Annotated in this window: 23 protein-coding genes and 1 tRNA gene; 20 read left to right on the top strand and 4 right to left on the bottom strand. The window is 70.7% G+C overall.

What is annotated here, in order from left to right; translation table 11 throughout:
- Window positions 1–157 precede the first annotated feature (157 nt).
- Window positions 158–457, top strand: coding sequence for a GlsB/YeaQ/YmgE family stress response membrane protein (locus CED_RS04285; RefSeq protein WP_035908725.1), 300 nt, complete (start codon window positions 158–160; stop codon window positions 455–457).
- Window positions 458–588: 131 nt separating this feature from the next.
- On the opposite strand, the gene CED_RS04280 is transcribed toward CED_RS04285, so the two are convergent.
- On the bottom strand, window positions 589–1,239 hold the full coding sequence (locus tag CED_RS04280) for an MBL fold metallo-hydrolase (protein WP_011435890.1): 651 nt from the start codon (window positions 1,237–1,239) through the stop codon (window positions 589–591).
- Window positions 1,240–1,440: 201 nt separating this feature from the next.
- Window positions 1,441–2,529: an S-(hydroxymethyl)mycothiol dehydrogenase gene (locus CED_RS04275; RefSeq protein ID WP_035908724.1), complete on the bottom strand. Its 1,089-nt coding sequence runs from the start codon at window positions 2,527–2,529 to the stop codon at window positions 1,441–1,443.
- A gap of 264 nt (window positions 2,530–2,793) precedes the next feature.
- On the opposite strand from CED_RS04275, the gene CED_RS04270 reads away from it, so the two are divergent.
- The 9 genes from CED_RS04270 to der all read left to right on the top strand — a co-directional run bounded on the left by CED_RS04270 (window position 2,794) and on the right by der (window position 11,345).
- Window positions 2,794–3,783, top strand: a complete 990-nt coding sequence (locus CED_RS04270; protein ID WP_035908723.1) for a ParA family protein — start codon at window positions 2,794–2,796, stop codon at window positions 3,781–3,783.
- 39 nt (window positions 3,784–3,822) lie between these two features.
- Complete coding sequence (locus tag CED_RS04265) at window positions 3,823–4,512, top strand: M50 family metallopeptidase (RefSeq protein WP_011435893.1); 690 nt, start codon at window positions 3,823–3,825, stop codon at window positions 4,510–4,512.
- Between the two features lie 40 nt (window positions 4,513–4,552).
- Window positions 4,553–5,497: a ScpA family protein gene (locus tag CED_RS04260; RefSeq protein WP_011435894.1), complete on the top strand. Its 945-nt coding sequence runs from the start codon at window positions 4,553–4,555 to the stop codon at window positions 5,495–5,497.
- Window positions 5,494–6,069: an SMC-Scp complex subunit ScpB gene (gene scpB / locus CED_RS04255; RefSeq protein WP_035908722.1), complete on the top strand. Its 576-nt coding sequence runs from the start codon at window positions 5,494–5,496 to the stop codon at window positions 6,067–6,069. Before CED_RS04260 ends, scpB begins: the two co-directional genes overlap by 4 nt.
- A gap of 56 nt (window positions 6,070–6,125) precedes the next feature.
- A complete protein-coding gene (locus tag CED_RS04250; protein WP_011435896.1) occupies window positions 6,126–6,884 on the top strand; it encodes a pseudouridine synthase in 759 nt (252 codons plus the stop codon).
- Between the two features lie 24 nt (window positions 6,885–6,908).
- Window positions 6,909–8,021, top strand: a complete 1,113-nt coding sequence (locus tag CED_RS04245) for a prephenate dehydrogenase (RefSeq protein WP_035908721.1) — start codon at window positions 6,909–6,911, stop codon at window positions 8,019–8,021.
- 94 nt (window positions 8,022–8,115) lie between these two features.
- Window positions 8,116–8,922 (top strand): (d)CMP kinase, encoded by an 807-nt coding sequence (cmk, locus tag CED_RS04240; RefSeq protein ID WP_011435898.1) that lies wholly within the window; start codon window positions 8,116–8,118, stop codon window positions 8,920–8,922.
- The gene (locus tag CED_RS04235) at window positions 8,919–9,785 is read left to right on the top strand and encodes a 1-acyl-sn-glycerol-3-phosphate acyltransferase (RefSeq protein ID WP_051868659.1); all 867 of its coding nucleotides are present in this window, start codon (window positions 8,919–8,921) and stop codon (window positions 9,783–9,785) included. Before cmk ends, CED_RS04235 begins: the two co-directional genes overlap by 4 nt.
- Window positions 9,786–9,881: 96 nt before the next feature.
- Window positions 9,882–11,345: a ribosome biogenesis GTPase Der gene (gene der, locus CED_RS04230; RefSeq protein ID WP_035908720.1), complete on the top strand. Its 1,464-nt coding sequence runs from the start codon at window positions 9,882–9,884 to the stop codon at window positions 11,343–11,345.
- Between the two features lie 131 nt (window positions 11,346–11,476).
- On the opposite strand, the gene CED_RS04225 is transcribed toward der, so the two are convergent.
- Both CED_RS04225 and CED_RS04220 read right to left on the bottom strand, forming a co-directional pair.
- Window positions 11,477–11,550 (bottom strand) — tRNA-Pro (locus CED_RS04225).
- A 161-nt stretch (window positions 11,551–11,711) separates the two neighbouring features.
- Window positions 11,712–12,299: a hypothetical protein gene (locus CED_RS04220; protein WP_035908719.1), complete on the bottom strand. Its 588-nt coding sequence runs from the start codon at window positions 12,297–12,299 to the stop codon at window positions 11,712–11,714.
- A 374-nt stretch (window positions 12,300–12,673) separates the two neighbouring features.
- Here CED_RS04220 and CED_RS04215 point away from each other — a divergent pair, with 374 nt between their 5' ends.
- From CED_RS04215 to CED_RS04170, 10 genes are all read left to right on the top strand, one after another.
- Window positions 12,674–13,603 carry a class F sortase gene (locus CED_RS04215; protein WP_035908718.1) on the top strand — a complete coding sequence of 310 codons (930 nt, stop codon included), beginning with the start codon at window positions 12,674–12,676 and terminating at the stop codon, window positions 13,601–13,603.
- A 532-nt stretch (window positions 13,604–14,135) separates the two neighbouring features.
- Complete coding sequence (locus tag CED_RS04210) at window positions 14,136–15,236, top strand: C40 family peptidase (RefSeq protein WP_035908716.1); 1,101 nt, start codon at window positions 14,136–14,138, stop codon at window positions 15,234–15,236.
- A gap of 260 nt (window positions 15,237–15,496) precedes the next feature.
- On the top strand, window positions 15,497–16,105 hold the full coding sequence (locus CED_RS04205) for a CDP-alcohol phosphatidyltransferase family protein (RefSeq protein WP_011435904.1): 609 nt from the start codon (window positions 15,497–15,499) through the stop codon (window positions 16,103–16,105).
- 18 nt (window positions 16,106–16,123) lie between these two features.
- Entirely contained in the window at window positions 16,124–18,610 is a 2,487-nt protein-coding gene (locus CED_RS04200; RefSeq protein ID WP_035908715.1) for a mannose-1-phosphate guanyltransferase, read from the top strand.
- 182 nt (window positions 18,611–18,792) lie between these two features.
- Complete coding sequence (locus CED_RS04195; protein WP_235186883.1) at window positions 18,793–19,569, top strand: DUF881 domain-containing protein; 777 nt, start codon at window positions 18,793–18,795, stop codon at window positions 19,567–19,569.
- On the top strand, window positions 19,566–19,898 hold the full coding sequence (locus tag CED_RS04190) for a small basic family protein (protein WP_011435907.1): 333 nt from the start codon (window positions 19,566–19,568) through the stop codon (window positions 19,896–19,898). Before CED_RS04195 ends, CED_RS04190 begins: the two co-directional genes overlap by 4 nt.
- Window positions 19,899–20,011: 113 nt before the next feature.
- Complete coding sequence (locus CED_RS04185) at window positions 20,012–20,764, top strand: DUF881 domain-containing protein (RefSeq protein WP_235186882.1); 753 nt, start codon at window positions 20,012–20,014, stop codon at window positions 20,762–20,764.
- A gap of 137 nt (window positions 20,765–20,901) precedes the next feature.
- The gene (gene gcvH / locus CED_RS04180) at window positions 20,902–21,282 is read left to right on the top strand and encodes a glycine cleavage system protein GcvH (RefSeq protein ID WP_035908712.1); all 381 of its coding nucleotides are present in this window, start codon (window positions 20,902–20,904) and stop codon (window positions 21,280–21,282) included.
- A gap of 293 nt (window positions 21,283–21,575) precedes the next feature.
- Window positions 21,576–22,121, top strand: coding sequence for an FHA domain-containing protein (locus CED_RS04175; RefSeq protein ID WP_009739506.1), 546 nt, complete (start codon window positions 21,576–21,578; stop codon window positions 22,119–22,121).
- Window positions 22,122–22,137: 16 nt separating this feature from the next.
- Window positions 22,138–22,914, top strand: coding sequence for a MerR family transcriptional regulator (locus CED_RS04170; protein ID WP_035908711.1), 777 nt, complete (start codon window positions 22,138–22,140; stop codon window positions 22,912–22,914).
- Window positions 22,915–22,978: the final 64 nt, after the last annotated feature.

Below are 22,978 nucleotides of genomic sequence, written 5' to 3'. Positions count from 1 at the left end.
CGGACGGGCGGCGTTCCGCCGGATTGGGCCTATTTTCCAGGAAAAAACCAAATAAGGAAGGTTTGTGCATCCGGTGCAGGTCGGGTGCCCGCGGTGTTTGTGCAGCCGGGTTCATGGAGACGAAGAGGAGGCAGACTCAGGCTCTGGAGGGTGTTCGGTGTTCCAAATTCTCTGGATCGTTCTGGCCGGTCTGGTGATCGGTCTTCTGGCCCGTCTGATCGTCCGGGGTCGGCAGAACATCCCACTCTGGCTGACGGTCGGGTTCGGTATCATCGGCGCGCTGGTGGGTAACGTAATCGCGAGCGCGCTCGGCGTGCGCCACACCGGCGGCTTCGNCTGGATCCGGCACATCCTGCAGGTTGGTGTCGCGGTCGCGCTAGTCGCGATCGTCTCCCCGATGTGGGCGGCGCGTCGCGGGCAGAGCAGCGGCACCCGGCGCACCGCGGGCCGACTCTAGCCTGGTGCGCACACCCGGGGTCCGGTGCGCACACCAGGCGGTGATGCGGGGAAGCGGCCGGTCAGCGGCCGCTGACCGGCTCGGTCGTGCCCGCGCCGGTTGCGCCCGCTCGGTGGCCGCTCAGTGGCCGCTCAGTGGCCGCGGCTCACCCAGTCGTCGTAGTCGATACCCTCCTCGCCGATGGTCGTGTCGTCGCCGTGACCGGTGTGCACGACGGTGTGCGCGGGCAGGGTGAGCAGTCTGGTACGGATCGAGGCCAGGATGGTCGGGAAATCGGAGTAGGATCGCCCGGTCGCCCCGGGACCCCCGCGGAAGAGCGTGTCGCCGCTGAACAGGACCGGGTCGCCGTTGATCTCCCCGAACAGGCAGATCCCGCCGGGAGAGTGGCCCGGGGTGTGCAGGACGCGCAGCGCTCCACCTTCGGGCAGGCTGATGAGCTGTCCGTCCGCGAGCGCGTGGTCGGGCGCCCGGTGCGGATAGATCGCCTTCCACAGCACCACGTCGGCGGGGTGCAGCGCGATGGGCGCCCGGACCAGGTCCGCGAGCTCCGTCGCCGCATTGATGTGGTCGTTGTGACCGTGTGTAGCAATGATCGATGTGACCACGCGGGTGCCGATGGCCGCCGCGATCACCGACGGGTCGTGCGCGGCGTCGATGACCAGTACCTCGTCGTCGTTTCCCACGAGCCAGACGTTGTTGTCGACCGTGAACGACTGACCGTCGAGCGTGAAGTCGCCGCGTGTGATCACCCGATCCACCCGAAGCCCGGTATTGACGATCATTGCGTCCCCTCCTCGACCCGATCGGTCTGCCCGCTGCCCGCTGCGCGTGTCGCGGGTGCCGTCGGACGGCGGTGCACCCGGTGGGGTCGACCGTATCCGGCGGTTCCCGGCTCCGGGTGGACCCGCCGCCAACGAAGCTCGCCAGTGAGCAAAGGCTTGGTGAACGATGGTTCAGTAGATGGCGGCCCGGTGAACGACGACTCAGAGGATGACGACGCTGCGCAACACGTCGCCGCGCTGCATCCGGGTGAACGCCTCCTCGACGTCGCCGATCCCGATGGTCTCGGTGACGAAGGCGTCGAGGTCGAGTCGGCCCCGGCGATAGAGGTCGATGAGGATCGGGAAGTCGCGGCTCGGCAGGCTGTCGCCGTACCAGGACGACGACAGGTGACCGCCGCGGCCGAAGACCTCGGCGAGCGGCAGCTCCACGGTCATCGTCGGGNCGGGTACACCCACCAGGACCAGCCGCCCCGCCAGGTCGCGGGCGTCGAAGGCCTGGCGGTAGGTCTCCGGGCGGCCCACCGCATCGATGACCACATCGGCGCCGAAGCCGTCGGTGAGCGCCCGGATGGCCGCCACCGGATCGTCTGCCGTGGCATTCACGACATCGGTGGCACCGAAGCGTCGGGCCCAGGTGAGCTTCCGGTCGTCGACATCGACCGCGATGATCTTCCGCGCTCCCGCGATCGNGGCGCCGGCGANCNCCGCNCCGCCGNCCCCGCCGCAGCCGATCACCGCCACCGTCTCACCCCGGGTGACCCTGCCGGTGTTCACGGCGGCACCGAAACCGGCCATCACCCCGCAGCCGATCAGCCCGGCCGCCTCTGGCCGGGCCGCGGGGTCCACCGGCACGCACTGGCCCGCGGCGACCAGGGTCAGCGGCGTGAACGCGCCGATGCCCAGCGCCGGCGCCAGCGGCGTCCCGTCCGCCAGGGTCATCGGATTTCGCGCGTTGCGGGAGTCGAAGCAGTACCAGGCCATGCCGCGCCGACAGGCCCGGCAGGTTCCGCAGGGGGCCCGCCAGGCCAGCACCACGTAGTCACCCGGGGCCAGACCCACCACGCCCTCGCCCACCGATTCGACGGTGCCGGCCGCCTCGTGCCCCAACAGGAACGGATAGTCGTCGTTGATCGCGCCCTCGCGGTAGTGCAGGTCGGTATGGCATACGCCGCAGGCGCGCACCCGTACCCGTGCCTCGCCTGGACCCGGATCTGGAACAACGATCTGCTCCAGCGAGACCGCGGCGCCCTTCTCCCGGGCCACCACCGCTTCCACCGTCTGCGCGCCCATCCCGGATCCCTTCTCCTCGAGTCTCCTCGAGCACTGATCGGAGAGATGAATCCCTCGTCGAACCGGAGCGGTCACCCCCCGGTGTCTGATTTCCTACCTCCGTTGGTGGGGTCCGTCCAACACAGGTGGGGTCCGTCCAACGTGGTCACGCCGCTCATGGCGCGACACGCCGCTTTACGGCCACCCGGCGCCACCGAGAACGGGTCGGTGTCGGTACGCTCCTACCGGTCCGTTTCTGCTCTTTGTAGAAGGAGCAATCCCTCAGTGGTCCGTTTCACCGACACGTCGTCCGTCGCCTCACCGACCCGCCGCTTCTATGGGGAGGTGACGGTCGGTGATCCCCGCCTGTCCGAGGACGGGCGGCTCGAGGCCGGCGGTGAGAGTGTCGATGCGGGGGNGGGCGAGCCCGGACCCACCGGACGGCCGCTGCCGTCGTTTCCCGTCCCGCCCCCGCTGACGTCGCACGGTCCCGCCTGGATCGTCGCGATGTGCAACCAGAAGGGCGGGGTCGGCAAGACCACCAGTACGATCAACCTGGGTGCCGCTCTCGCGGAGTACGNCCGGCGGGTACTCCTCGTCGACTTCGATCCTCAGGGTGCGCTGTCGGTCGGGCTCGGCGTCAACCCGATGCAGTTCGACCTGACAGTGCACGACCTCCTGCTGGGCGGGGACGCCGACGTCCGCGAGGTGATCGTCGAGACCCAGGTCGATGGGCTCGACCTGCTGCCGAGCAACATCGACCTGTCCGCCGCGGAGGTGCTGCTGGTCACCGAGGTCGGCCGCGAGCACAGCCTCGCCCGCGCGCTGGCGCCGATCCTCGACGAGTACGACGTCATCCTCGTCGACTGCCAGCCCTCGCTCGGCCTACTGACCGTGAACGCGCTGACGGCGGCGGACGCCGTCATCGTCCCGCTGGAATGCGAGTACTTCGCGCTGCGGGGAGTGGCGCTGCTGTTGCAGACCATTGACAAGGTGCGCGAGCGGCTCAACTCGCGCCTGGAGCTCGCCGGCATTCTGGCCACCATGTACGACGCCCGCACCCTGCACGCCCGGGAGGTGCTGGCCCGGGTCGTCGAACGGTTCCCGGACGAGGTGTTCCACACTGTGATCAACAGGACGGTTCGGTTCCCGGAGACCACGGTGGCCGGCGAGCCGATCACCACCTACGCCCCGACGTCGGTGGGGGCTGCCGGCTACCGGCGACTCGCCCGGGAACTGATGGTCCGGCACGACACGCCGCCAGCCGTCGGCTGAACCGGGACAACGAGGCGATCGGGGCGAAAAGGTAGCGACGTGCTGTTCCACCTTGCCGAACCCGCGGCGCTTCTCGGGATCCTCCTCGCCTTCCTCATCGGGATCTTCGCCCACGACGCCGCCCAGGTGCTCGTGGCCCGGCTGGTCCGTGACCCGACCCCGATGCGCTCGGGGCGGATGATGACGGGCCTGAAGGACCGGCTCAGCCCGTTCAGCGCAGTCGCCGTCTTCGTCGTCGGCTACGGCTGGGCCGAGTCGGTGCCCATGAACGACGTGTGGCGGCGCCGCCGGTTCCACGTGGCCGCTGCCGTCCTGGCCGGGCCGCTGACGTATCTCCTGCTCGCCCTGGCCTCCCTGGCGGTGTTCCAGCCGCTCGGCGAGCCGGGGCTGGTGCGACTCGGTGACCGCGTCACCGAGGTGACGGTGCCGAACAGCTTCGGTGCCGAGCTCGCGTTGTGGATGGCCGTCACGTTCGGGTCGATGTTCATCATCAGCCTCGTCCCGGTCCCCCCGACAGACGCCGGGCGGTTGCTGTTCCTGCTCGGTCCGACCACGGCTGGCTGGCGCAACGCCCGGTACCAGTTGGCCGAGCGCAACATCGGGTTGGGCATCCTGCTGGCGTTGTTGCTGCTGCCGGTGCTGTTCGTCGGATTCCCCTCGGTCGTCGGCCAGCTCATCGGCCCGTTGCTGCGGGGACTCGCCTCGCTGATAGGCCTCAACCTGGGGTGATGATGATCACGTCGACGCCGCCGGGGCGTAGCGTGGCGCCATGACCCGGTCTCGCGCCGCCCCGGCTGACCAGGCCGCTCCGGCTGACCAGACCGACGGGAAGGCCGCCCCGCGCACCGGCGTGCCGACGGGTCGTGGTGGGCGCACGGAGACCTTCGTCGTCGAACTCGACAACTTCACCGGCCCCTTCGATCTGCTGCTCTCGCTCATCGCCAAGCATCGCCTCGACGTGACCGAGGTCGCGCTCTCCCAAGTCACCGACGAGTTCGTCGCGCACATCCGGCGGCTGGGGGACCGGTTCGACCTCGGCCAGGCCACCGAGTTCCTGGTGATCGCGGCGACCCTGCTCGACCTGAAGGCGGCCCGGCTGCTGCCGGGCGCCCTGTCCGAGGACGAGTCGGCGGACCTGGCCCTGCTGGAGGCCCGCGACCTGCTTTTCGCCCGGCTGCTGCAGTACAAGGCGTACAAGGAGGCTGCGGCGCTCTTCGCCGGCCTCATGGCCCTGGAGGCGCGCCACACCCCCCGGGCGGTACCCCTGGAGCCCCGTTACGCCGCCGCGCTGCCGGAGGTCCAGATCGGCATCGGCCCGACGGAGCTCGCGGCGCTCGCGGCCCGGCTGCGTGAGCCGCCGCTGCCGCCGCTGGTTGCGACCGATCACGTGCACCTGCCCCGGATCAGCGTGCGGGAGCACATGCTCGCCGTCATCGCGATGCTGCGCGAGGTGGGCACCGCGACCTTCGGGATGCTGTGCGTCGGCTGTCGGCAGACCATCGAGGTGGTGGCCCGGTTCCTGGCGCTGCTGGAGCTCTTCCGCGAGGGCCGGATCTCCTTCGACCAGCAGGTCCCGCTCGGCGAGCTGACGGTGCGCTGGATCGCCCTGGATCCGGCGGTCGAGGCGGACGCCCCGCCGATCGGCCACGGGCTGTTCGGATCTGATCGGTACGGTGGGGACGCGCAGGAGGAGTCGCGGGAGGTGGCGTCGTGACCAGGGAGGCCGGGGCTGCCGGGGAGGCCCGGCCGCCGCTGGGCGCGTTGCTCGAGGCGGTCCTCATGGTCGCGGAGAAGCCGGTCGGCGTCGCGGAGCTCGCGACCGGCCTCGGCGCCCCGGCGCTGGAGGTCGAGCGGCTGCTCGCGCAGCTCGCCGAGCAGTATGTCCGCGACGGCCGTGGCTTCCGACTGCGGCACACCGGTGGCGGCTGGCGCTTCTACACCGCGGACGAGTGCGCCCCCTGGGTCGAGCGCTTCGTGCTCGCCGGCCAGTCGGCCCGGCTGTCGCAGGCCGCGCTGGAGACCCTGGCCGTCGTCGCCTACCAGCAGCCGGTGAGCCGGGGGCGGATCTCGGCNGTGCGGNNNGTCTCCGCCGACGGCGTCATCCGCACCCTCACCGCCCGCGGCCTGGTCGAGGAGGTGGGGCACGATCCGGAGACCGGCGCGATCCTCTACGGCACCACCGACTACTTTCTCGAACGGATGGGGCTGCGCGGGCTCGACGAACTGCCGCCGCTTGCCCCCCTGCTGCCCGGTATCGATGAGATTGATGACATTGTTACGTCATGAGTACCAGGTTCCCGTCATGAGTATCGGGCTGCTGTCATGAGTACCAGGTTCCCGTCATGAGTAGCGGTGACCGCCCGGACGGGCCCCAGGACCAGGGCATCCGGCTGCAGAAGGTGCTGGCCGCCGCCGGGGTGGGCTCCCGCCGGCACGGCGAGGAGTTGATCGCTGCCGGTCGGGTCCGGGTGGATGGCACCGTGGTGCGCGAGCAGGGCCGCCGGGTCGATCCCGAAACCGCCCTCATCGAGGTCGACGGTGAGCGGATCGTCACCCGGACGGGCCTGGTCCACTTGGCGTTGAACAAGCCGCGCGGGGTGCTCTCGGCGATGTCGGACGACCGGGGTCGGCCGACGATCGCGGATCTGCTCACGGAGTTCGGCGGCGGGCTGTTCCACGTCGGCCGGCTCGACGCCGACAGCGAGGGGCTGCTGCTCGTCACCAACGACGGAGAGCTCGCGCACCGGCTCACCCATCCCTCGTTCGCCGTCCCCAAGACCTACCTCGTCGAGGTGTCCGGTCCGCTGCGCCGTGACGTCCTGCGCCAGCTGCGCGCGGAGGTCGAACTCGACGACGGCCCGGTGCGCGCGGACTCGGCGCGCATCGTCGACAACGCGAACGGACGGGTGATGGTCGAGGTCGTCGTGCACGAAGGGCGCAAGCACGTCGTCCGCCGGATGATGGACGCCGTCGGCCACCCGGTGCATCGACTGGTGCGCACCCGGTTCGGGGCGGTGTCGCTGGGAACCCTGCGCGCCGGGCGGGCCCGTCACCTCACCCGTCACGAGATCGGCGCCCTGTATCACGGCGTCGGTCTCTAGGCCCGAGGCTTTAGGATCAAGGCCATGGTCGGGTTGGAATGGGATGCCGCACGCCTTCCGCGCCTGCGCCGGGTCGGGGTCGTCGGCACGGGCCTGATCGGGACCAGCATCGGTCTCGCGCTGTCGGCAAGGGGCGTCGAGGTCCTGCTCCGCGACGTGGACGAGGCACAGGTCGCGCTTGCCGAGAAGATGGGGGCCGGGCGGCCGTGGGCGGGGGAGCGGGTCGATCATGCGGTCGTCGCCACCCCACTGCCGAGTGTCGCGGTCCAGGTACGCGCCCTGGCCCGCTCCGGCCTCGCGGACACGATCAGCGACGCCGGCAGCGTCAAGGTCCGACCGTTGGTCGAGGGAGTCCAGCTCGGCTGCGACCTCACGACGTGGTGCCCGGCCCACCCCATCGCCGGCCGGGAACGGCACGGGGCCGTCTCCGCCCGGGCGGACCTGTTCGCCGAGCGGGTCTGGGCGGTCTGTCCCGTCCCGCACACCGGGTCGGCCGCGGTGCACGCCACGGTGGCGCTGGCGTTCGCCTGCGGGGCCACGCCGGTGCGGACCACCCCGCAGCGTCACGACGCGGCGATGGCGTCGGTCTCCCACGTGCCCCAGATCGTCGCGAGCGCGCTCGCGGGGGCGCTCGTCGGGCTGCCGGAACGGGACGTGCCCTTCGTCGGGCAGGGGTTCCGCGACACCACCCGGCTCGCCGACAGCGACGCCGAGCTGTGGTCGGGGATCATCGAGGGTAACCGCGGCCCGATCGCCGAGCGGGTGCGTTCCCTCGGCGCCCAGCTCACCGCGCTCGCCGACGTCCTCGACACCGGTTCCGGTGACGAGGTCACCGCCGCGGTCTCCCGGCTCATGCGGGGCGGCCAGGCCGGCCGTGCGCTGCTTCCGCGCAAGCCCGGCGCCCCGGCGCAGTCCTGGGGCTGGGTGGGGGTCGTGCTCGACGACCGACCCGGCCAGCTCGCCGCGCTCGTCGGCTTCATCAGCCAGTGGCAGATCAACATTGAGGATGTCGGGCCCTTCGAGCACAGCCTTGACGCACCCGCCGGCATNGTCGAGCTCGCGGTGGATCCGACGGCCGCGGACGAGCTCGTCGACCGGTTGACGCTCAACGGCTGGACGGCATACCGGCGATCCTGATGCCGTACCGAGTAGCCTGATCCGGGTTGCACATGTCGGCATCCGCGGGGGCGCGATCCGACGACTCTTTATGTGACCGGGACGGAGGAATCGGGTGAAGCCCGACCACGGGTCTGCGCTGTCGGCGGGAAGCACGGTCACCGACAGCCGGGAGGGAACGTCTGCGCCGCTCGGGTCCGAGGGAGATGGTCCCGCGGTCCACGAAGGCGGGGCCGAGGGTCTGATCGTGGCGGTCGACGGTCCCGGAGGGTCGGGGAAGAGCACCGTGGCCCGCGAGATCGCCCGCCGCCTCGGCCTGCGGTACCTCGACACTGGGGCGATGTACCGCGCGGTCACCCAGCTCGCGCTGGAACAGCGGATTGACATCGAGGACTCGGCGGCGGTCGCGGAGCTGGCCGAGCGGGCGGTGATCTCGGTCGGTACGGACCCGGACGAGCCCTCGATCGCCATCGACGGTGTCGGGGTGGACGCCCAGATCCGCACCCGCGCGGTGACCAACGCGGTCAGTGCGATCGCGGCGGTGCCGGCGGTGCGGGCGTTGCTCGTCACCCAACAGCGTCAGGTGATCGCCGCCGCGTTGCCGGCCGGCGGCATCGTCGTGGAGGGTCGCGACATCGGCTCGGTCGTGGCGCCGGGCGCCCAGATCAAAGTCTTCCTCACCGCCTCGACCGAGGTCCGTGCGCTGCGTCGCTCCCGCCAGCTCGGGGAGAAGGGCGTCGACGACGTCGCCCGGACCCTCGCCGAACTCGACCGGCGCGACGCGCTCGACAGCAACCGGGCGGCGGACCCGCTGGCCATCCCGCCCGACGCGGTGGTTCTGGACTCGACGGCCCTGTCGGTGTCCGAAGTCGTCGACGAGGTGCTTCGGCGTTGCGAGCAGCTGCCGAACCGGACGAGATGACCACGTCGAACCCCCGCGTTGAGGCGCCCCGCGTTGAGGCCGCTCGGCCGGACGACGGTGCCGGCGAACGTGCCGCGGAGGCGGCCCGGCGGGCCGCCCGGGTGGCGCGTGGACCGGTCCACCGGGGTGCCGCGTCACCGATCTACAACGACCTCCCGCACCGCGTCCTCAAGCCCGGGGTCCGCTGGTTCCTCAACCGGGTGGTCATGCANATCAGCCTGGAGGGGCTTGAGAACGTCCCCTTCGACGAGCCGTTGATCTTCGCTGGGAACCACAGCAGTTGGCTGGATGGCCCGTTGGTGGTGATCGAGTCCCCACGGACCGTGCGCTGCCTGAGCAAGGTCGAGATGTACCGGGGGGTGCTCGGCCGGGCGCTGCTGTTCAGCGGTCAGATTCCGATCGATCGTGATCGGGCCGACCGGGAGGCCCTGCACACCGCGCTGGACGAGCTCNCCCGTGGCGGGGCGATCGGGCTGTTCCCCGAGGGCACCCGGGGCAGCGGGGAGATGGCGGCGGTCCAGCACGGCATCGCCTACCTCGCGGTGCACGGCCGCTGCCGCGTCCTACCGGTGGCCTGCATCAACACCGGTGCCGCCCTGCCCCGGGGGGCGCGCTGGCCGCGCCGGTCGGTGCCGATCCGGGTGGTCTTCGGTGCGCCGTTCGCGGTGGAGGTCCCGGCGAACCCACGCTCGCGCAAGGCGCTGGCCGCCGTCGCGGAGGACATCCGGGTGCGCCTGCTCGACCATCTGGCGACCGTCCGGGCCGGAAAGGCCTGCGGCGAGGCGGGCGGGACCGGCGGAGCTGACCGGGCCGGCGCCGGGNAATCTGAGCAAGATCGCTGCTCGCTCCGGACGGGCGGGTGAGAGCCCCCGGCGATCCGACCACGCTCGCGTGTCCGGCGCCGAGCCCGGGAATCACAGGCGATCCCCGTCCCACGATGACAGTTGGCAGTGACAGTGATGAGCGGACAAGACCTATCAACGGACCTCGGCGCGGCCGGGTTCGACCGGTTTGCCGACGGTGGCCTCGGCGATGACGTCGGCGGCCCCGATGGGTTCGCGGGCGAGCTCGACGGCGAGTTCGCGGGCCCCGGGATCGGTCAACCGGTGGTGGCCGTCGTGGGGCGACCCAACGTGGGCAAGTCGACGTTGGTCAACCGCATCCTCGGCCGGCGGGCCGCGGTCGTCGAGGACGTCCCCGGGGTGACCCGTGACCGCGTCGCCTACGACGCGGTCTGGAGCGGGCGGCGGTTCACCCTCGTCGACACCGGCGGCTGGGAACCCGACGCGACGGGGCTGGCCGCCCAGGTCTCCGAGCAGGCCCGCGCGGCGCTCGACACCGCCGATGCGGTGCTGTTCATCGTGGACGTCGTCACCGGTGCCACCGACGCCGACGAGGCGGTCGCCCGGGTGCTGCACCGCTGCGGGCTGCCGGTGATCCTGGTGGCGAACAAGGTCGACGACGTACGATTCGAGGCTGATGCGGCGGCGCTGTGGAGCCTCGGGCTCGGCGAGCCGCACCCGGTCTCGGCCCTGCACGGCCGGGGCAGTGGAGACCTGCTCGACGCCGTGCTCGCCGCGTTGCCCGAGGCGCCGCGCGAGATCCTCACCGAGTCCGACGGCCCACGGCGGGTCGCCCTGATCGGCCGGCCCAACNTCGGCAAGTCGAGTCTGCTGAACAAGCTCGCCGGCAGCCGGCGGTCGTTGGTGCACGACGTCGCCGGCACCACCCGGGACCCGGTCGACGAGCTGGTGACGGTCGGCGGCGAGGAGTGGATGTTCATCGACACCGCCGGGCTGCGCCGTCGCGTCCGGGAGGCCTCCGGCGCCGAGTACTACTCGTCGCTGCGCACCGCCTCGGCCCTGGAAGCCGCCGAGGTCGCCATCGTCCTGCTCGCCGCGGACGAGCCGGTGACCGAGCAGGACCAGCGGGTCATCTCGATGGTCGTCGACGCGGGACGGGCCCTCGTCCTCGCCTTCAACAAGTGGGACCTGGTGGACACCGACCGCCGGCTCACCCTGGAACGGGAGATCGTCCGTGACCTCGGCCGGGTCGCGTGGGCGCCGCGGGTGAACGTCTCGGCCCGTACCGGGCGTGCGACCGACCGGCTCGCCCCCGCGCTGCGCACCGCGCTGGAGTCCTGGGGTACCCGGATCCCGACCGGCCGGCTGAACACCTGGTTGGGTGAGGTCGTCGCCGCGACCCCGCCGCCAGCACGTGGAGGGCGGGTTCCGAAGGTCCTGTTCGCGACCCAGGCCGGAGTGCGCCCGCCGCGGTTCGTGGTGTTCACGACGGGTTTTCTGGAGTCGTCCTACCGTCGATTCCTGGAACGCCGGCTCCGGGAGGACTTCGGCTTCGCCGGTTCGCCCATCTCGATCTCGGTGCGGGTGCGTGAACGCGGCGACCGCAGGGGCGGCGGCTGACGGTTGGACCGGGTTCCGGCCGTCAGCCGGGTGGGCTTTCCGGTCCGGCCGGACCGGCGTGACGGCGGCTTACGACGAAAAAACCCGTTGAGCAGGCTCACCTGCCTGAGCAACGGGTTTTACCACCTCTGTCGGGACGACAGGATTTGAACCTGCGACCCCCAGACCCCCAGTCTGGTGCGCTACCAAGCTGCGCCACGTCCCGTACAGCAGCCACATTACCGTACCGGCGACCACTACGGTGACCGGGGGTCGCGTCGTTGACGACGCGACCCCCGACCCTCGTGCGTGGGCCCCGCGTGGGACCAGGCCGAGGCCGTCACCCACGAGGGTGTCCGCACGCCGCAGGGCCGCCGAACAGCAGGGTCAGCTCGCACCCTGGGCGCGCCGTCGGGTAACCCCGGCGCCGATCAGCAGGGCGCCCACTGCCGCACCGGCCAGCGGGAGCAGGGGCGAGGACCCGGGGTCGGCCATCCCGCCGCCACCTGCGGCGACACCGCCCCCCGGCCCGCCCCCCGGCCCGACGCCGGCACCGACGCCGGCACCGACGCCGGCACCGACGCCGGCAATGGCGCAGTCGCGCTTCTTGTCGTCCCAGTTGAACCAGTCGTCCTTGCCGTCCTTGCCGTCCTTGCCGTTCTTGCCGTCCAGACCGTCCTTGCCGTCCAGACCGTCCTTGCCGTTCTTGCCGTCCAGGCCGTCCCTGCCGTCGTCGATCCGATCGGCCCGGANCCGCTTGTCGCCGTCGATCTTGTCATCGCGGTCGCGGTCCTTGCCGTCCAGATTGTCCTTGTCGCCAAAGAGGCCCCACCCGTCCTTCTTGTCGTCGCACCGGTGGTTGTCCTTGTCGTCGAGGGCGTGGGCAGCGGCCAGGCCGGGCCCGAAGGTTAGGGTGACGCTCGCCGCGCTTGATATCGCGAGAACGGCGGCGCTTCGACCCATACCTTTCTTCATCTGGTCCCCTCTCTCACGTACGGTGATCTATTCGTTACTGCGAGTGATACCATAGCGACTGAGTGTGGGGATGCGGGTTAACCGCCCGGGCGTGGTGCGGCCGGATCGACCTCCTTGTGGCGGCGATCGGGTTGCTTTTTCGGTCTAGTTNGTCCAGTTTTCGGTGATCTCGGAATCGTTGAGACCGGTACACCTCGCTCACAAGCATGCCGCTCACGGAAAGTATCTTCACTGATTGGTAGAGTCACCGTCGGTGGTTTCGTGACCCTGGCACGTGACGGTTCGGAGCCGCGGGCGGGGCGCCGGACGATCCACCTCGGGAGCGATCCGCACGCGTACGTGGACGATCGACGGGCGGGATGGCGGGAGGAGCTGTGAAAGGTGGGACGGGCGGCGGTAACCAGCGGCCCGCGAACGGCGCACCGACGGCCTTCTCCGTCCGGACACCCGTCGCGGGTCGGCGCATCCCGCTCTGGCGGTGGCTTCTCCTCGTCGGGGCGGTCCTCGTCCTCGGCAGCGGTTTCCGGCTGGCGGAACCGGCGTTCGATGCCGTCCATGGCGCTCCCGGGGCGGACGCGACGGCCGACATCGCCGACGTCCCGCCGCCGCCCACCCCCGTGCCGACGACCGGCCGGTTCGGGCTACCTCCCGCCGTCCCCGAGCAGCCAGTGGTGGTCGTCAACAATCCGTCCCGGCTGCGCATCCCCCGGATCAGGGTGGACGCTCCGATCATTCATCTGGGTCTGAACCCGGATGGCACGCTCGGGGTGCCCAAGGCATGGGGAGATGTCGGCTGGTATGACCGCGGTCCGGCGCCTGGTGGCATCGGCCCTGCCGTGCTCGTCGGCCATTACGATTCCACCACCGGCCCGGCGGTCTTCTACCGGCTGCACGAGCTCGTGCCCGGCGACCGTATCGAGGTCGCTTCGCCGACCGGCGTGTCCACGACGTTCGTCGTCGATCGCGCGGAGAACGTGGTGAAGNCGAGGTTCCCGACGAACCGGGTCTACGGACCGGTAATCCGCCCTGAACTGCGCCTGATCACCTGCGGGGGCGCCTTCGACCGGAAGGCCAGGCACTATCTCAACAACCTGGTGGTGTACGCGCACGCCGAATCCTCGGCAGGAGCCGCGCCCGTCGTGCCGGCCCGGTCTGCGGCGAGCGTGCTTCCGCCGGATCCGTCGCGGGGGCCCGTGCCCGCGCACCCATCGCCCGGGCACCCATCGCCCGGGCAGCCGTCGCCCGGGCAGCCGCCGGCGCAGGTCGGTTCCGTCCCGAGCGTGAACCCGCCGCCCGCACCCTGACGACCCGGCCCGTTCCGCTGCCGGATCGCCGACGAGACAGCCGGCGAGATCTACGACACGTCGATGCTCGGGGCGTCGTGACGACCTGACGCGAGGTGGCGTGATCAAGCCGCCGACGGACACCCGGCGTGACGGCATCCGTACTTCTTGCCGAGTAGCGACGGTCTTCTGGTGCCGTGTTCAAGCGTTGGGGTGGGGGTGATTGCGAGCCGCCCGGGTATGTCCACTATGGTCATCAACGGCACTTCTGTTCTACCGATCCATAGGTGTCCGGATTATGAAGTGTCTGCTACATGTCATACAGATATACCTATTTTGATAGAGATACCCGTCGGACCGATGTGCCTGGTCCTGCCCCCGGTTCGGCGGCCCCTCCGAGTATGTCGGGGCAGGTGCGGGGAGCCGTGGTTCCGGGTGTGGCCGGCGGATCCGGCCGCGTTCTGGCGGTGACGGCACTGACCGGGTCGTCGGCCGCCGGGCTGGCCAGCCCGAACCCGACAGCTCCCTCGTAGGCGCACGGGAAGGACACGTCTTGCCCCGTCGTGGTATGGCCTGGCTTCCGGAGGACTGGGACCAGTTCGTCCGGAATCGTCAGCGCCCGCCGGCGCCCCACGGCTCCTCAGGCTCCGGCGCGGCTCGCCGCCGTACCACTCCTCCTCCGCGACGCGCGGTCACCATCGCCGCGTTCACCACCGGGACGATCGCGGCCTCGACCGCCGCCTTCGCGGCCACCGTCCCCGGGGGCGCCGACGGAACCTCGTCACTGGAGTCGAACTCCCTCACCCAGGAAGCCGCGCTCGTCCCGGGACACCACGCCACCGGCGGCGATGCGGCCTCGGCCCGCAGGCTCGCCCCGTTGGCCACCGCCATCGCGGACCACGACCCCGTCTTCACCAGCGTCTCGATCGCCGCGGACAAGACCTCGGTCGCGCCCAACACCCCGGTGGTGCTCACGGTGCGGGCGTTGGAATCGGACAGCGGCACCCCGCTCGCGAACCAGGACGTCCGTATCGTCGTGGTGAACGGTCCCCAGTGGCAGACCTCCACGAGGTTGCGGACCGACGCGAACGGCGCCGCGCAGATCACCGCGCGCCTGCTCTCCACGACGATGATCACCGCGGTCTTCGACGGATCGAACGCCCTGCGTCCCTCCGTGGCCGGTGCCGCCACGGTGACGATCGCGAGTCCGACGGGTCCGGGACGGTCGGGTTCGGGAGGGTCGGGTTCGGGAGGGTCGGGTTCCGTCATCGACCAGGCGATCCCAAAGGTCATCCCGGGTAGCTCGATCGGGGAGAAGGCCGTCTACCTCGCGTCGTTGAACAAGGGTAAGCCGTATGTCTGGGGCGCGGAGGGTCCGTACTCGTTCGACTGCTCCGGACTCGTCCAGTACGTCTTCAAACAACTCGGCCGCTCGCTGCCGCGCGTGGCCGAGGACCAGTACCGGGTCTCGATGAAGGTGCCCCAGTCCGGCAAGCAGCCCGGCGACTTGATCTTTTACGGTACTCCTGGGAATATCTACCATGTCGGCATCTATGCCGGGAATGGGTATATGTGGGCTGCCCCGCAGACCGGCGGTGTCGTGTCGCTGCGGCCCATCTACAGCTCCACCTACAAGGTCGGCCGCATCCTCTGAGCCCGGTCCCATCCGACCCGGTCCGAACGCCGGGGTACCCCGCCGGCGGATCCCTCTCCGCTCCCCGTGTCCCACGATCCGCTAGCGTCAGCGATGTCCGGCCCGTCGGCGGGGCGTTGCGGCCCCCACCGGGCCCGGACGTCCCCACTGGCGCCGAACCCGTCGGGTGGGGACCTGCGGGAGCGCCGGGTGCGGTGGGCTGCCGTTCACCGCCTTCGCGGCGCGTCGCGCCGCCCAACCGGTGGAGGAGAGACGGCCGCATGACCATGCCCACCGCCTCGGACCGGATCTGGACGGTTCCGAACGCGCTGTCCGCCCTGCGGCTGCTCGGCGTGCCGGTCTTCCTCTGGCTGGTGCTGGGTCCGAAGGCGGACGGTGCGGCGCTCGGCGTTCTCGCGTTCGCCGGAATCAGCGACTACCTGGACGGCAAGCTCGCGCGGGTGCTGAACCAGACGAGTCGCCTCGGCGTCCTGCTGGATCCCCTCGCCGACCGGTTCTACATCCTCGCCACCATCGTCGCTCTGACCCTCCGCGGGATCGTGCCGGTCTGGTTCGCGGTTCTGCTCCTTGCCCGCGACGTGGCGCTGCTGGCGCTGCCGCCGTTGCTGCGCAGGATCGGGGTCGGCGTCACGCTGCCCGTGCACTACCTGGGCAAGGCTGCGACGTTCAACCTGTTGTACGCCTTCCCTCTCCTGCTGCTGTCCGCCGGGGATTCCTGGCTGGCCACCGCGGCACGCCCGGTCGGATGGGCGTTCGCGATCTGGGGTACTGCCCTGTACTGGTGGTCTGGTCTTCTGTACTTCGTCCAGGCCGGCCAGCTCGTCCGGCGCTTCCGGGCGGACGCCCGGACCAGCGCAAGTGGGAGGTGACCGGTGAGAGCCGTCGTCATGGCCGGTGGCGAGGGCACCCGGCTGCGTCCGTTGACCGCGAACCTGCCCAAACCACTGCTCCCCGTCGTCAACCGGCCGATCATGGAGCATGTGCTGCGCCTACTCAAACGGCACGGCTTCGACGAGACGGTGGTGACCGTCCAGTTTCTGGCCTCGATGATCCGGACATACTTCGGTTCCGGTGACGAGCTCGGGATGCACCTGTCGTACGCCACCGAGACGACCCCGCTGGGCACCGCCGGCAGCGTGAAGAACGCCGAGGACGCCCTGCGGGACGAGGCGTTCCTGGTCATCAGCGGGGACGCGCTGACCGACATCGACCTCACCGACCTGGTTGCCTTCCACCGGCGTCAGGGCGCGCTCGTCACCGTCGCGCTGAAATCCGTCCCCGATCCGCTCGAGTTCGGCATCGTCATCACCGGCGAGGACGGACGGATCCAGCGCTTCCTGGAGAAGCCGACCTGGGGGCAGGTGTTCTCCGACACCGTCAACACCGGCATCTACGTGATGGAGCCCGAGGTGCTTGCCCAGGTGCCGCCCGGCGAGGCGGTGGACTGGTCCGGCGACATCTTCCCCCGGCTGGTCGAGGCGGGTGCCCCGGTGTACGGCTACGTGGCGTCCGGGTACTGGGAGGACGTCGGCACCATCGCGAGCTTCCAACGGGCCCAGGCCGACGTGCTCAACCGCCAGGTCGACGTGGAGATCGGCGGTTTTGAGGGGTCCCCCGGGGGGTGGATCGGTGAGGACGCCGAGGTCCATCCGGAGGCGATCCTCAAGGGGCCGCTCGTGGTCGGTGACTACAGCAAGGTGGAGGCCGGCGCCGAGCTGCGGGAGTTTTCCGTGCTGGGCAGCAACGTGCTGGTGAAGAGCGGCGCGTTCCTGCACCGGGCGATCGTCCAGGACAACGCGCTCATCGGCCCGCAGACGAACCTGCGCGGCTGCGTCATCGGCAAGAGCACCGACGTGCTGCGGGCGGCCAGGATCGAGGAGGGCGCCGTCGTCGGAGACGAGTGCGTCGTCCGCGAGGAGGCGTTCGTCTCCCATGACGTGAAGGTGTATCCGTTCAAGACGATCGAGGCCGGCGCGGTCGTCAACACCTCCGTCATCTGGGAGTCCCGCGGCCAGCGGACCCTGTTCGGGCCGCGCGGGGTGTCCGGCCTGGTGAACGCGGAGATCACCCCGGAGCTGGTGGTGCGCCTCGCCGGCGCCTACGCCACGACCCTGAAGAAGGGGGCCACCGTCACCACCGCGCGGGACGGTTCCCGCGCCGCCCGGGCCCTCAAGCGGGCCGTCATCAGCGCGTTGACCGCCGGCGCCATCAACGTCCGTGATCTCGAGGTGGCACCGATGCCGGTCACCCGCTTCGACGTCCGCTCGTCCAACGCCGCCGGGGGGATCATGCTGCGCACCACCCCCGGAGACCCGGAACGCATCGACATCATCTTCCTGGATGCCGACGGCGACGACCTCTCCCCGGTGGCACAGCGCAAGCTAGACCGGGTCTTCTCCCGCCAGGAGTTCCGCCGGGCCTTTCCCGGTGAGATCGGTGACCTGCGTTTCCCGGCCCGTACCATGGATCTCTACATCCAGGATCTGCTCGACCGGGTCGATACCGCCGGCGTCGCCGAGGCGGATCTCAAGATCGTCGTTGATTCCTCGGGTGGCTCGGCGTCCCTGGTGCTGCCGACACTGCTCGGCCGGCTCGGCGTTGACGTGCTCACCGTCAACGGACGCGTTGACGAGACCATCCCGCCCCGCAGCGCCCTGGAGGATCTGCGGGCCACCGACCGCCTGGGCGCCCTCGTCGCCAGCTCCGGGGCGGCCTTCGGCGTGCGGTTCGATCATGTCGGCGAGCGCGTCACGATCGTTGACGAGCGGGGGGACCTTATCGACGATGACCGGGCCCTGCTGGTGTTCCTCGACCTCGTCGCGGCGGAGAATCCCGGCGCGGAGGTAGCCCTCCCGGTGACCATCACCCGGGTAGCCGACCAGGTCACCCGCTTCCACGGGCTGACGGTACGCCGGACCTCCCTGTCGGCGGCGGCGCTGACCGGGGTCGCCCGTGACGACGGCATCGTCTTCGCCGCCGACGGGCGGGGCGGCTTCATCGTCCCCGAGTTCGCCCCCGCGATCGACGGGATCGCGGCGTTCGTGAAACTGCTGGCCCTGGTGGCACGGACCCGGCTGACACTCAGCACCATCGACGCCCGGATACCTTCGGTGGCGATCCTGCGCCGTTCAGTGCCCACCCCGTGGGCGGTCAAGGGCACCGTCATGCGTCGCGTGGTGGAGTCGGTCGACCCGGATACGGGGTATGTCATCGACACCACGGACGGGGTTCGGATCGTCGGTCCGGACGGCTCCTGGATCCTGGTGTTGCCTGACCCGAGCGAGGCGGTCACCCACCTGTGGTCGGAGGGCGCCGACATCGAGGAGGCCCACGTGCTGCTGCGGCGCTGGGTCGAGGTGGTCGAGGCGCGGTAGCCGCGGCACGCGCGGCGAGGCCTTGGTCGGCGGCGCTCGGTGTCCGGTCGGTCAGAATGCCGAATGTGCGAGAACGGACCGGATGGCCACGCCGAGGGCCGGTATGCCCCGGGGCCGCCGGCCCTTCGGATCCCTGCGGAGTCTCCGGGCGGCCCCGTCGCCCTTGGCAGCGTCCCCTCGCCTTGGCCCTCGTCCTCGGCCTGCTCGGCCTGGTGATCGCGACCGGGGCCCGGCGTGCCGCGACGACGGCCGGGGAACGTGCGGAGCTCGTCGCGGCCCTGCGCGCGAAGATACATGAGCGATCCGCCGTGACCACTGCGGCCGCGACCCGGGTCGGCGAGCTGCGCCTGCGGGTGAAGACGGCGCGGGAACAGCGCGCCCGGGCCGAGCGTGAGCTGGCCTGGGCCACGGCGGCGCTGTCGGATCTCGGGCCGGCGGCAGGCTGGTCCCCCGTGCGTGGACCGGGTGCCCGGATCGAGCTCGCGGACCGGACCGCCCCCGGGCCGTCGGCACCGTCGGCACCGTCGGCACCTCGTGCGTCAACGGCACCCACCCCGCTGCGCCCGTTGACCGGGCTCGCCGGTCCCCACCCCGCACCGGCGTCCGACTGGACCCGGATTCAAGATCGAGATCTTGCCGATCTCGTCAACGTGCTGTGGATCTCGGGTGCCGAGGCTGTCGCGGTCAACGGCGTCCGCCTGACGGCTCTCAGCGCTATCCGGGCGGCCGGTGATCTCATTCTCGTCGGATTCGTACCGATGATCGCGCCGTACACCGTCGAAGCGGTGGGTGATCCGGACGATCTCGTGCGGCGTCTCGAGGAGTCCGCCGTGATCGACCGGCTGCGGCATCGTCCCGACTCACCGGTGACCTCCCTGTCGGTCGTCACCGTCAGAAACCTGACCCTGCCCGCGGCCGATCCCCAGGTGCTGCGGCATGCTCGACGGAGCGAATCATGATCGCCGTGGTAGCCCTTGCCCTGGGCGTGACGGCCGGCCTGGTGCTGGGCCCGACCGTCCCCGACTGGATGGATCCCTACCTCCCAGTCGCCGTGGTGGCCGCGGTGGACGCTGCTCTCGGCGGCGCGCGGGCCGTCGCGGAGAGGGTGTTCGACGACCGGGTGTTCATCGTCTCGTTCGTCTTCGACGTCGCGATCGCCGTCCTGATGGTGCTGCTCGGCGACCTGATCGGGTTCGGCGGCGCGTTGTCCACCGCGGTGGTCGTGGTGCTGGGCATCCGCATCTTCACCACCGCGACCGCGTTGCGCCAACATCTGATCAAGGTCTGACGATGGCGGTGACCTCGACAGGCGACCCTTCGGAATCCGGGCCCGGACGGAAGTCCGCATCCGATCCGGTGCCGGTCTCCGATGCGCCGTCGGACCCGCCCACGTCGCCCGTCGTGGTCCCTGTCGCGTCGGAGCCGACACCGAGCCCGGTTCCGGGGCACGTCCGGCCGGGTCGTGCCCGGACGCGGCGTGCCCTGAGTCTGGTCCTGCTCGCCGGTCTCGGTTTCGCCGCGGTCGCCGCGACCCGGTCCGCGCAGCCGTCCTTCGGACTCGCCACCGCGCGGCCGGACGAGCTCGCCGCGACCCTCGGTGCGATCGGCGCCGTCGACCGGTCCCTGGCAGCCCGGGAGCAGCAGCTCCGCCGGGAGGCGGAACCGATGATGCCGCCCGTGCCGACGTCGGTGCCGGCCCCGGCGGCCGGGCCGGACGAGGTGCGTCGCGAGGCCGACCGGCTGGCGATCCTCACCGGCATGGTGCCGGTCACCGGATCGGGGCTCGAGCTGACGATCCAGGACNCTCACCGCGCGGTCGACGCCTCGATCCTCGTCGACGCCCTGCAGGAGCTACGGGACGCGGGCGCCGAGGCGATCGAGATCGCCGGGGTCCGAGCGGTCGTCTCGNCCTACGTGGCCGACGAGCCCGGGCGGGGGTTGGTGGTCGACGGCACGTCGATCGCGCCGCCGTACGTGCTGCGGGTGGTGGGCGACGCCCACACGCTGGACCAGGCGATGCGGATCCCCGGCGGGGTGCTCGATACGGTAGCGGCACGGGACGGGGCGCAGGCGACCGTTCGGACCTCCGAGCACATCGAGATCCGTGCGCTGCGACCCGCTCCGAGTCCTCGCTACGCCCGTCCGGCCGGATAGGAGACCCCCTGTCCCCGGGCCAGCCGAGGAACGTGGTTCCTGGTGGAGTTCACGGCGCGGCGCGGCACGGTATGGCGTCGGGCCGGGCGGCGCAGAGCGGTCCGCGCAGTGGTCAGAGCAAGGGGAGGCGATCTCCGGTGTACCCGGACGACCTGAAGTACACCCGTGAGCACGAATGGATCCGGCTCGACGGGAGCACGGCACGGGTCGGCATCACGTCCTACGCGCAGGAGGCGCTGGGCGACATCGTCTTTGTCTCTCTGCCCGACCTCGGCTCCGCGGTCCAGGCCGGTGAGTCCTTCGGAGAGGTCGAGTCGACCAAGAGCGTGTCCGAGATCTACGCGCCGATCGCCGGAGAGGTGACGGCGCGCAACGAGGCACTTGCCGGTGCGCCGGAACTGATCAACTCTGATCCCTATGGGGAAGGCTGGCTCGTCGAGCTCACGGTCGCGGATGTCGCCGACGTCACCGGCCTACTGACCGCCGAAGAGTACGCGGAGCACGTGAAGGAAAACTGAGAGTATCTGGTTTGTGCTTCTGGTGGGTGGTGGGCCACGCCACGCCGAACAACACGGGTCGCACTCTTTTCACGACCGTGCCCGCGATGCACTAGCCTCGGAGTGCACCGGGGCACGATCGTGGACGGCCCGACCGTCGCCATGTGATCATCCTGGTGATGGGGGTGGGCTGCGGACGTCTGGCTACCACCATCGCAGTGTTGGCAGAGACGTTCCCGCCGCCCGTCCGGNGGCGGCCGAAGCGGCTGGGGTACCCCGCCCGTGCGGGATCCCGGCAGGAAGCGGACGCGACTGTGTTCTGCACGAGGTGCGGACAGCAGAACCCGTCCGACGCGCTGTATTGCGCGCGGTGCGGGTCTCCTCTGGTACGTCCGGGTGAGCCCGTGGCGCCGGAGAGACCCGCGGAGCAGACGTCAACGCTGAACCTGGCGGCCGCGCTGTCCGGCATCGAGGGCGATCACGTCGACGAGTCGACCGAGCGGGACGCCGTGGCCGCCGTTGACGCGCTACCTCCCGGCTCGGCGTTGCTCGTCGTCAAGAGGGGGCCGAATGCGGGGAGTCGTTTTCTGCTGGACGCCGACATGACGACCGTCGGCCGCCATCCCGAGAGCGATATCTTCCTCGACGATGTGACCGTCTCCCGTCGGCATGCGGAGTTCCATCGCTCGCCGTACACCAAGGGCTTCTCGGTTCGCGACGTCGGGAGCCTGAACGGTACCTACCTCAACCGCGAGCGGATCGACTCGGCTGAGCTCACCAGCGGCGACGAGGTACAGATCGGCAAGTTCCGACTGGTGTTCCTGACTGGCGCGAGCTACGGGGGGTCAGCGGCACGGTGACGAGGAAGGACCCACGGTGAGCGGCGGCCTCGCCGCGGCATCGTCGGCCCCGCGTTCGGGCGCAACGCGCTCGGACCAGGCCGGACAGAACGCGAAGGTGCTCAACATCGGCCAGGTTCTCGACCGTCTGCGGGCGGACTTCGCCGACATCACCCTGTCGAAGATCCGCTATCTCGAGGCGGAGGGACTCGTCGAACCCGCCCGTACCAGCGCGAACTACCGCAAGTACTCGGTCGACGACGTCGCCCGGCTCCGTTACGTCCTGCACGCGCAGCGGGAGCGCTTTCTTCCGCTGCGCGTGATCAAGGAGGAGCTGGCGTCGCTCGACCGCGGTGAGACCCCGGTGCATCGGCCTGGACCCCGCGCGCTGCCCCCGCATCCGGCCCCTACCGGCCTGGACGCGTTCCTCGGGGCGGAAAGGGTCAGAATGTCGCGCCGGGAGCTTCTCGCCGCCGCGGGGCTCGGCGACGAGGCCCTGACCGAGCTGGAACAGCACGGCCTGGTGGGTCCGATCGCCGGCGGCGGGTACTACGATTCCGACGCCCTGCTCGTCGCGCGGACCGTGGCGCTGCTGGCCGGCCACGGCGTGCAGCCCCGGCATCTGCGGGCCGCCCGTACGGTGGCCGACCGTGAGGCTGGTCTCATCGAGGCCGCCGTCGCCCCGTTGCGGGGCCAGCGCGGTGGTGAGGGCTNGGGACGGCACGCCGAGACCGCCGATGAGCTGGCGGCGTTGCTGGTCCGCTTGCACGCGGCCCTGTTGCGCTCCCGGCTGGCGGCGGGACGATCGAGTTGAGACCAAGGNGAGGAGGCTGTCGGGGCTGCGCTCGGAGTGCCTTGCCGGACAGCCGAACCGGTGG

The organism is Frankia sp. CeD, assembly GCF_000732115.1.
Taxonomy (GTDB): Bacteria; Actinomycetota; Actinomycetes; order Frankiales; family Frankiaceae; genus Frankia; species Frankia casuarinae.
The sequence above is the reverse complement of the archived record's forward strand: the minus strand, read 5'-3'. Positions and strand labels throughout refer to the sequence as shown.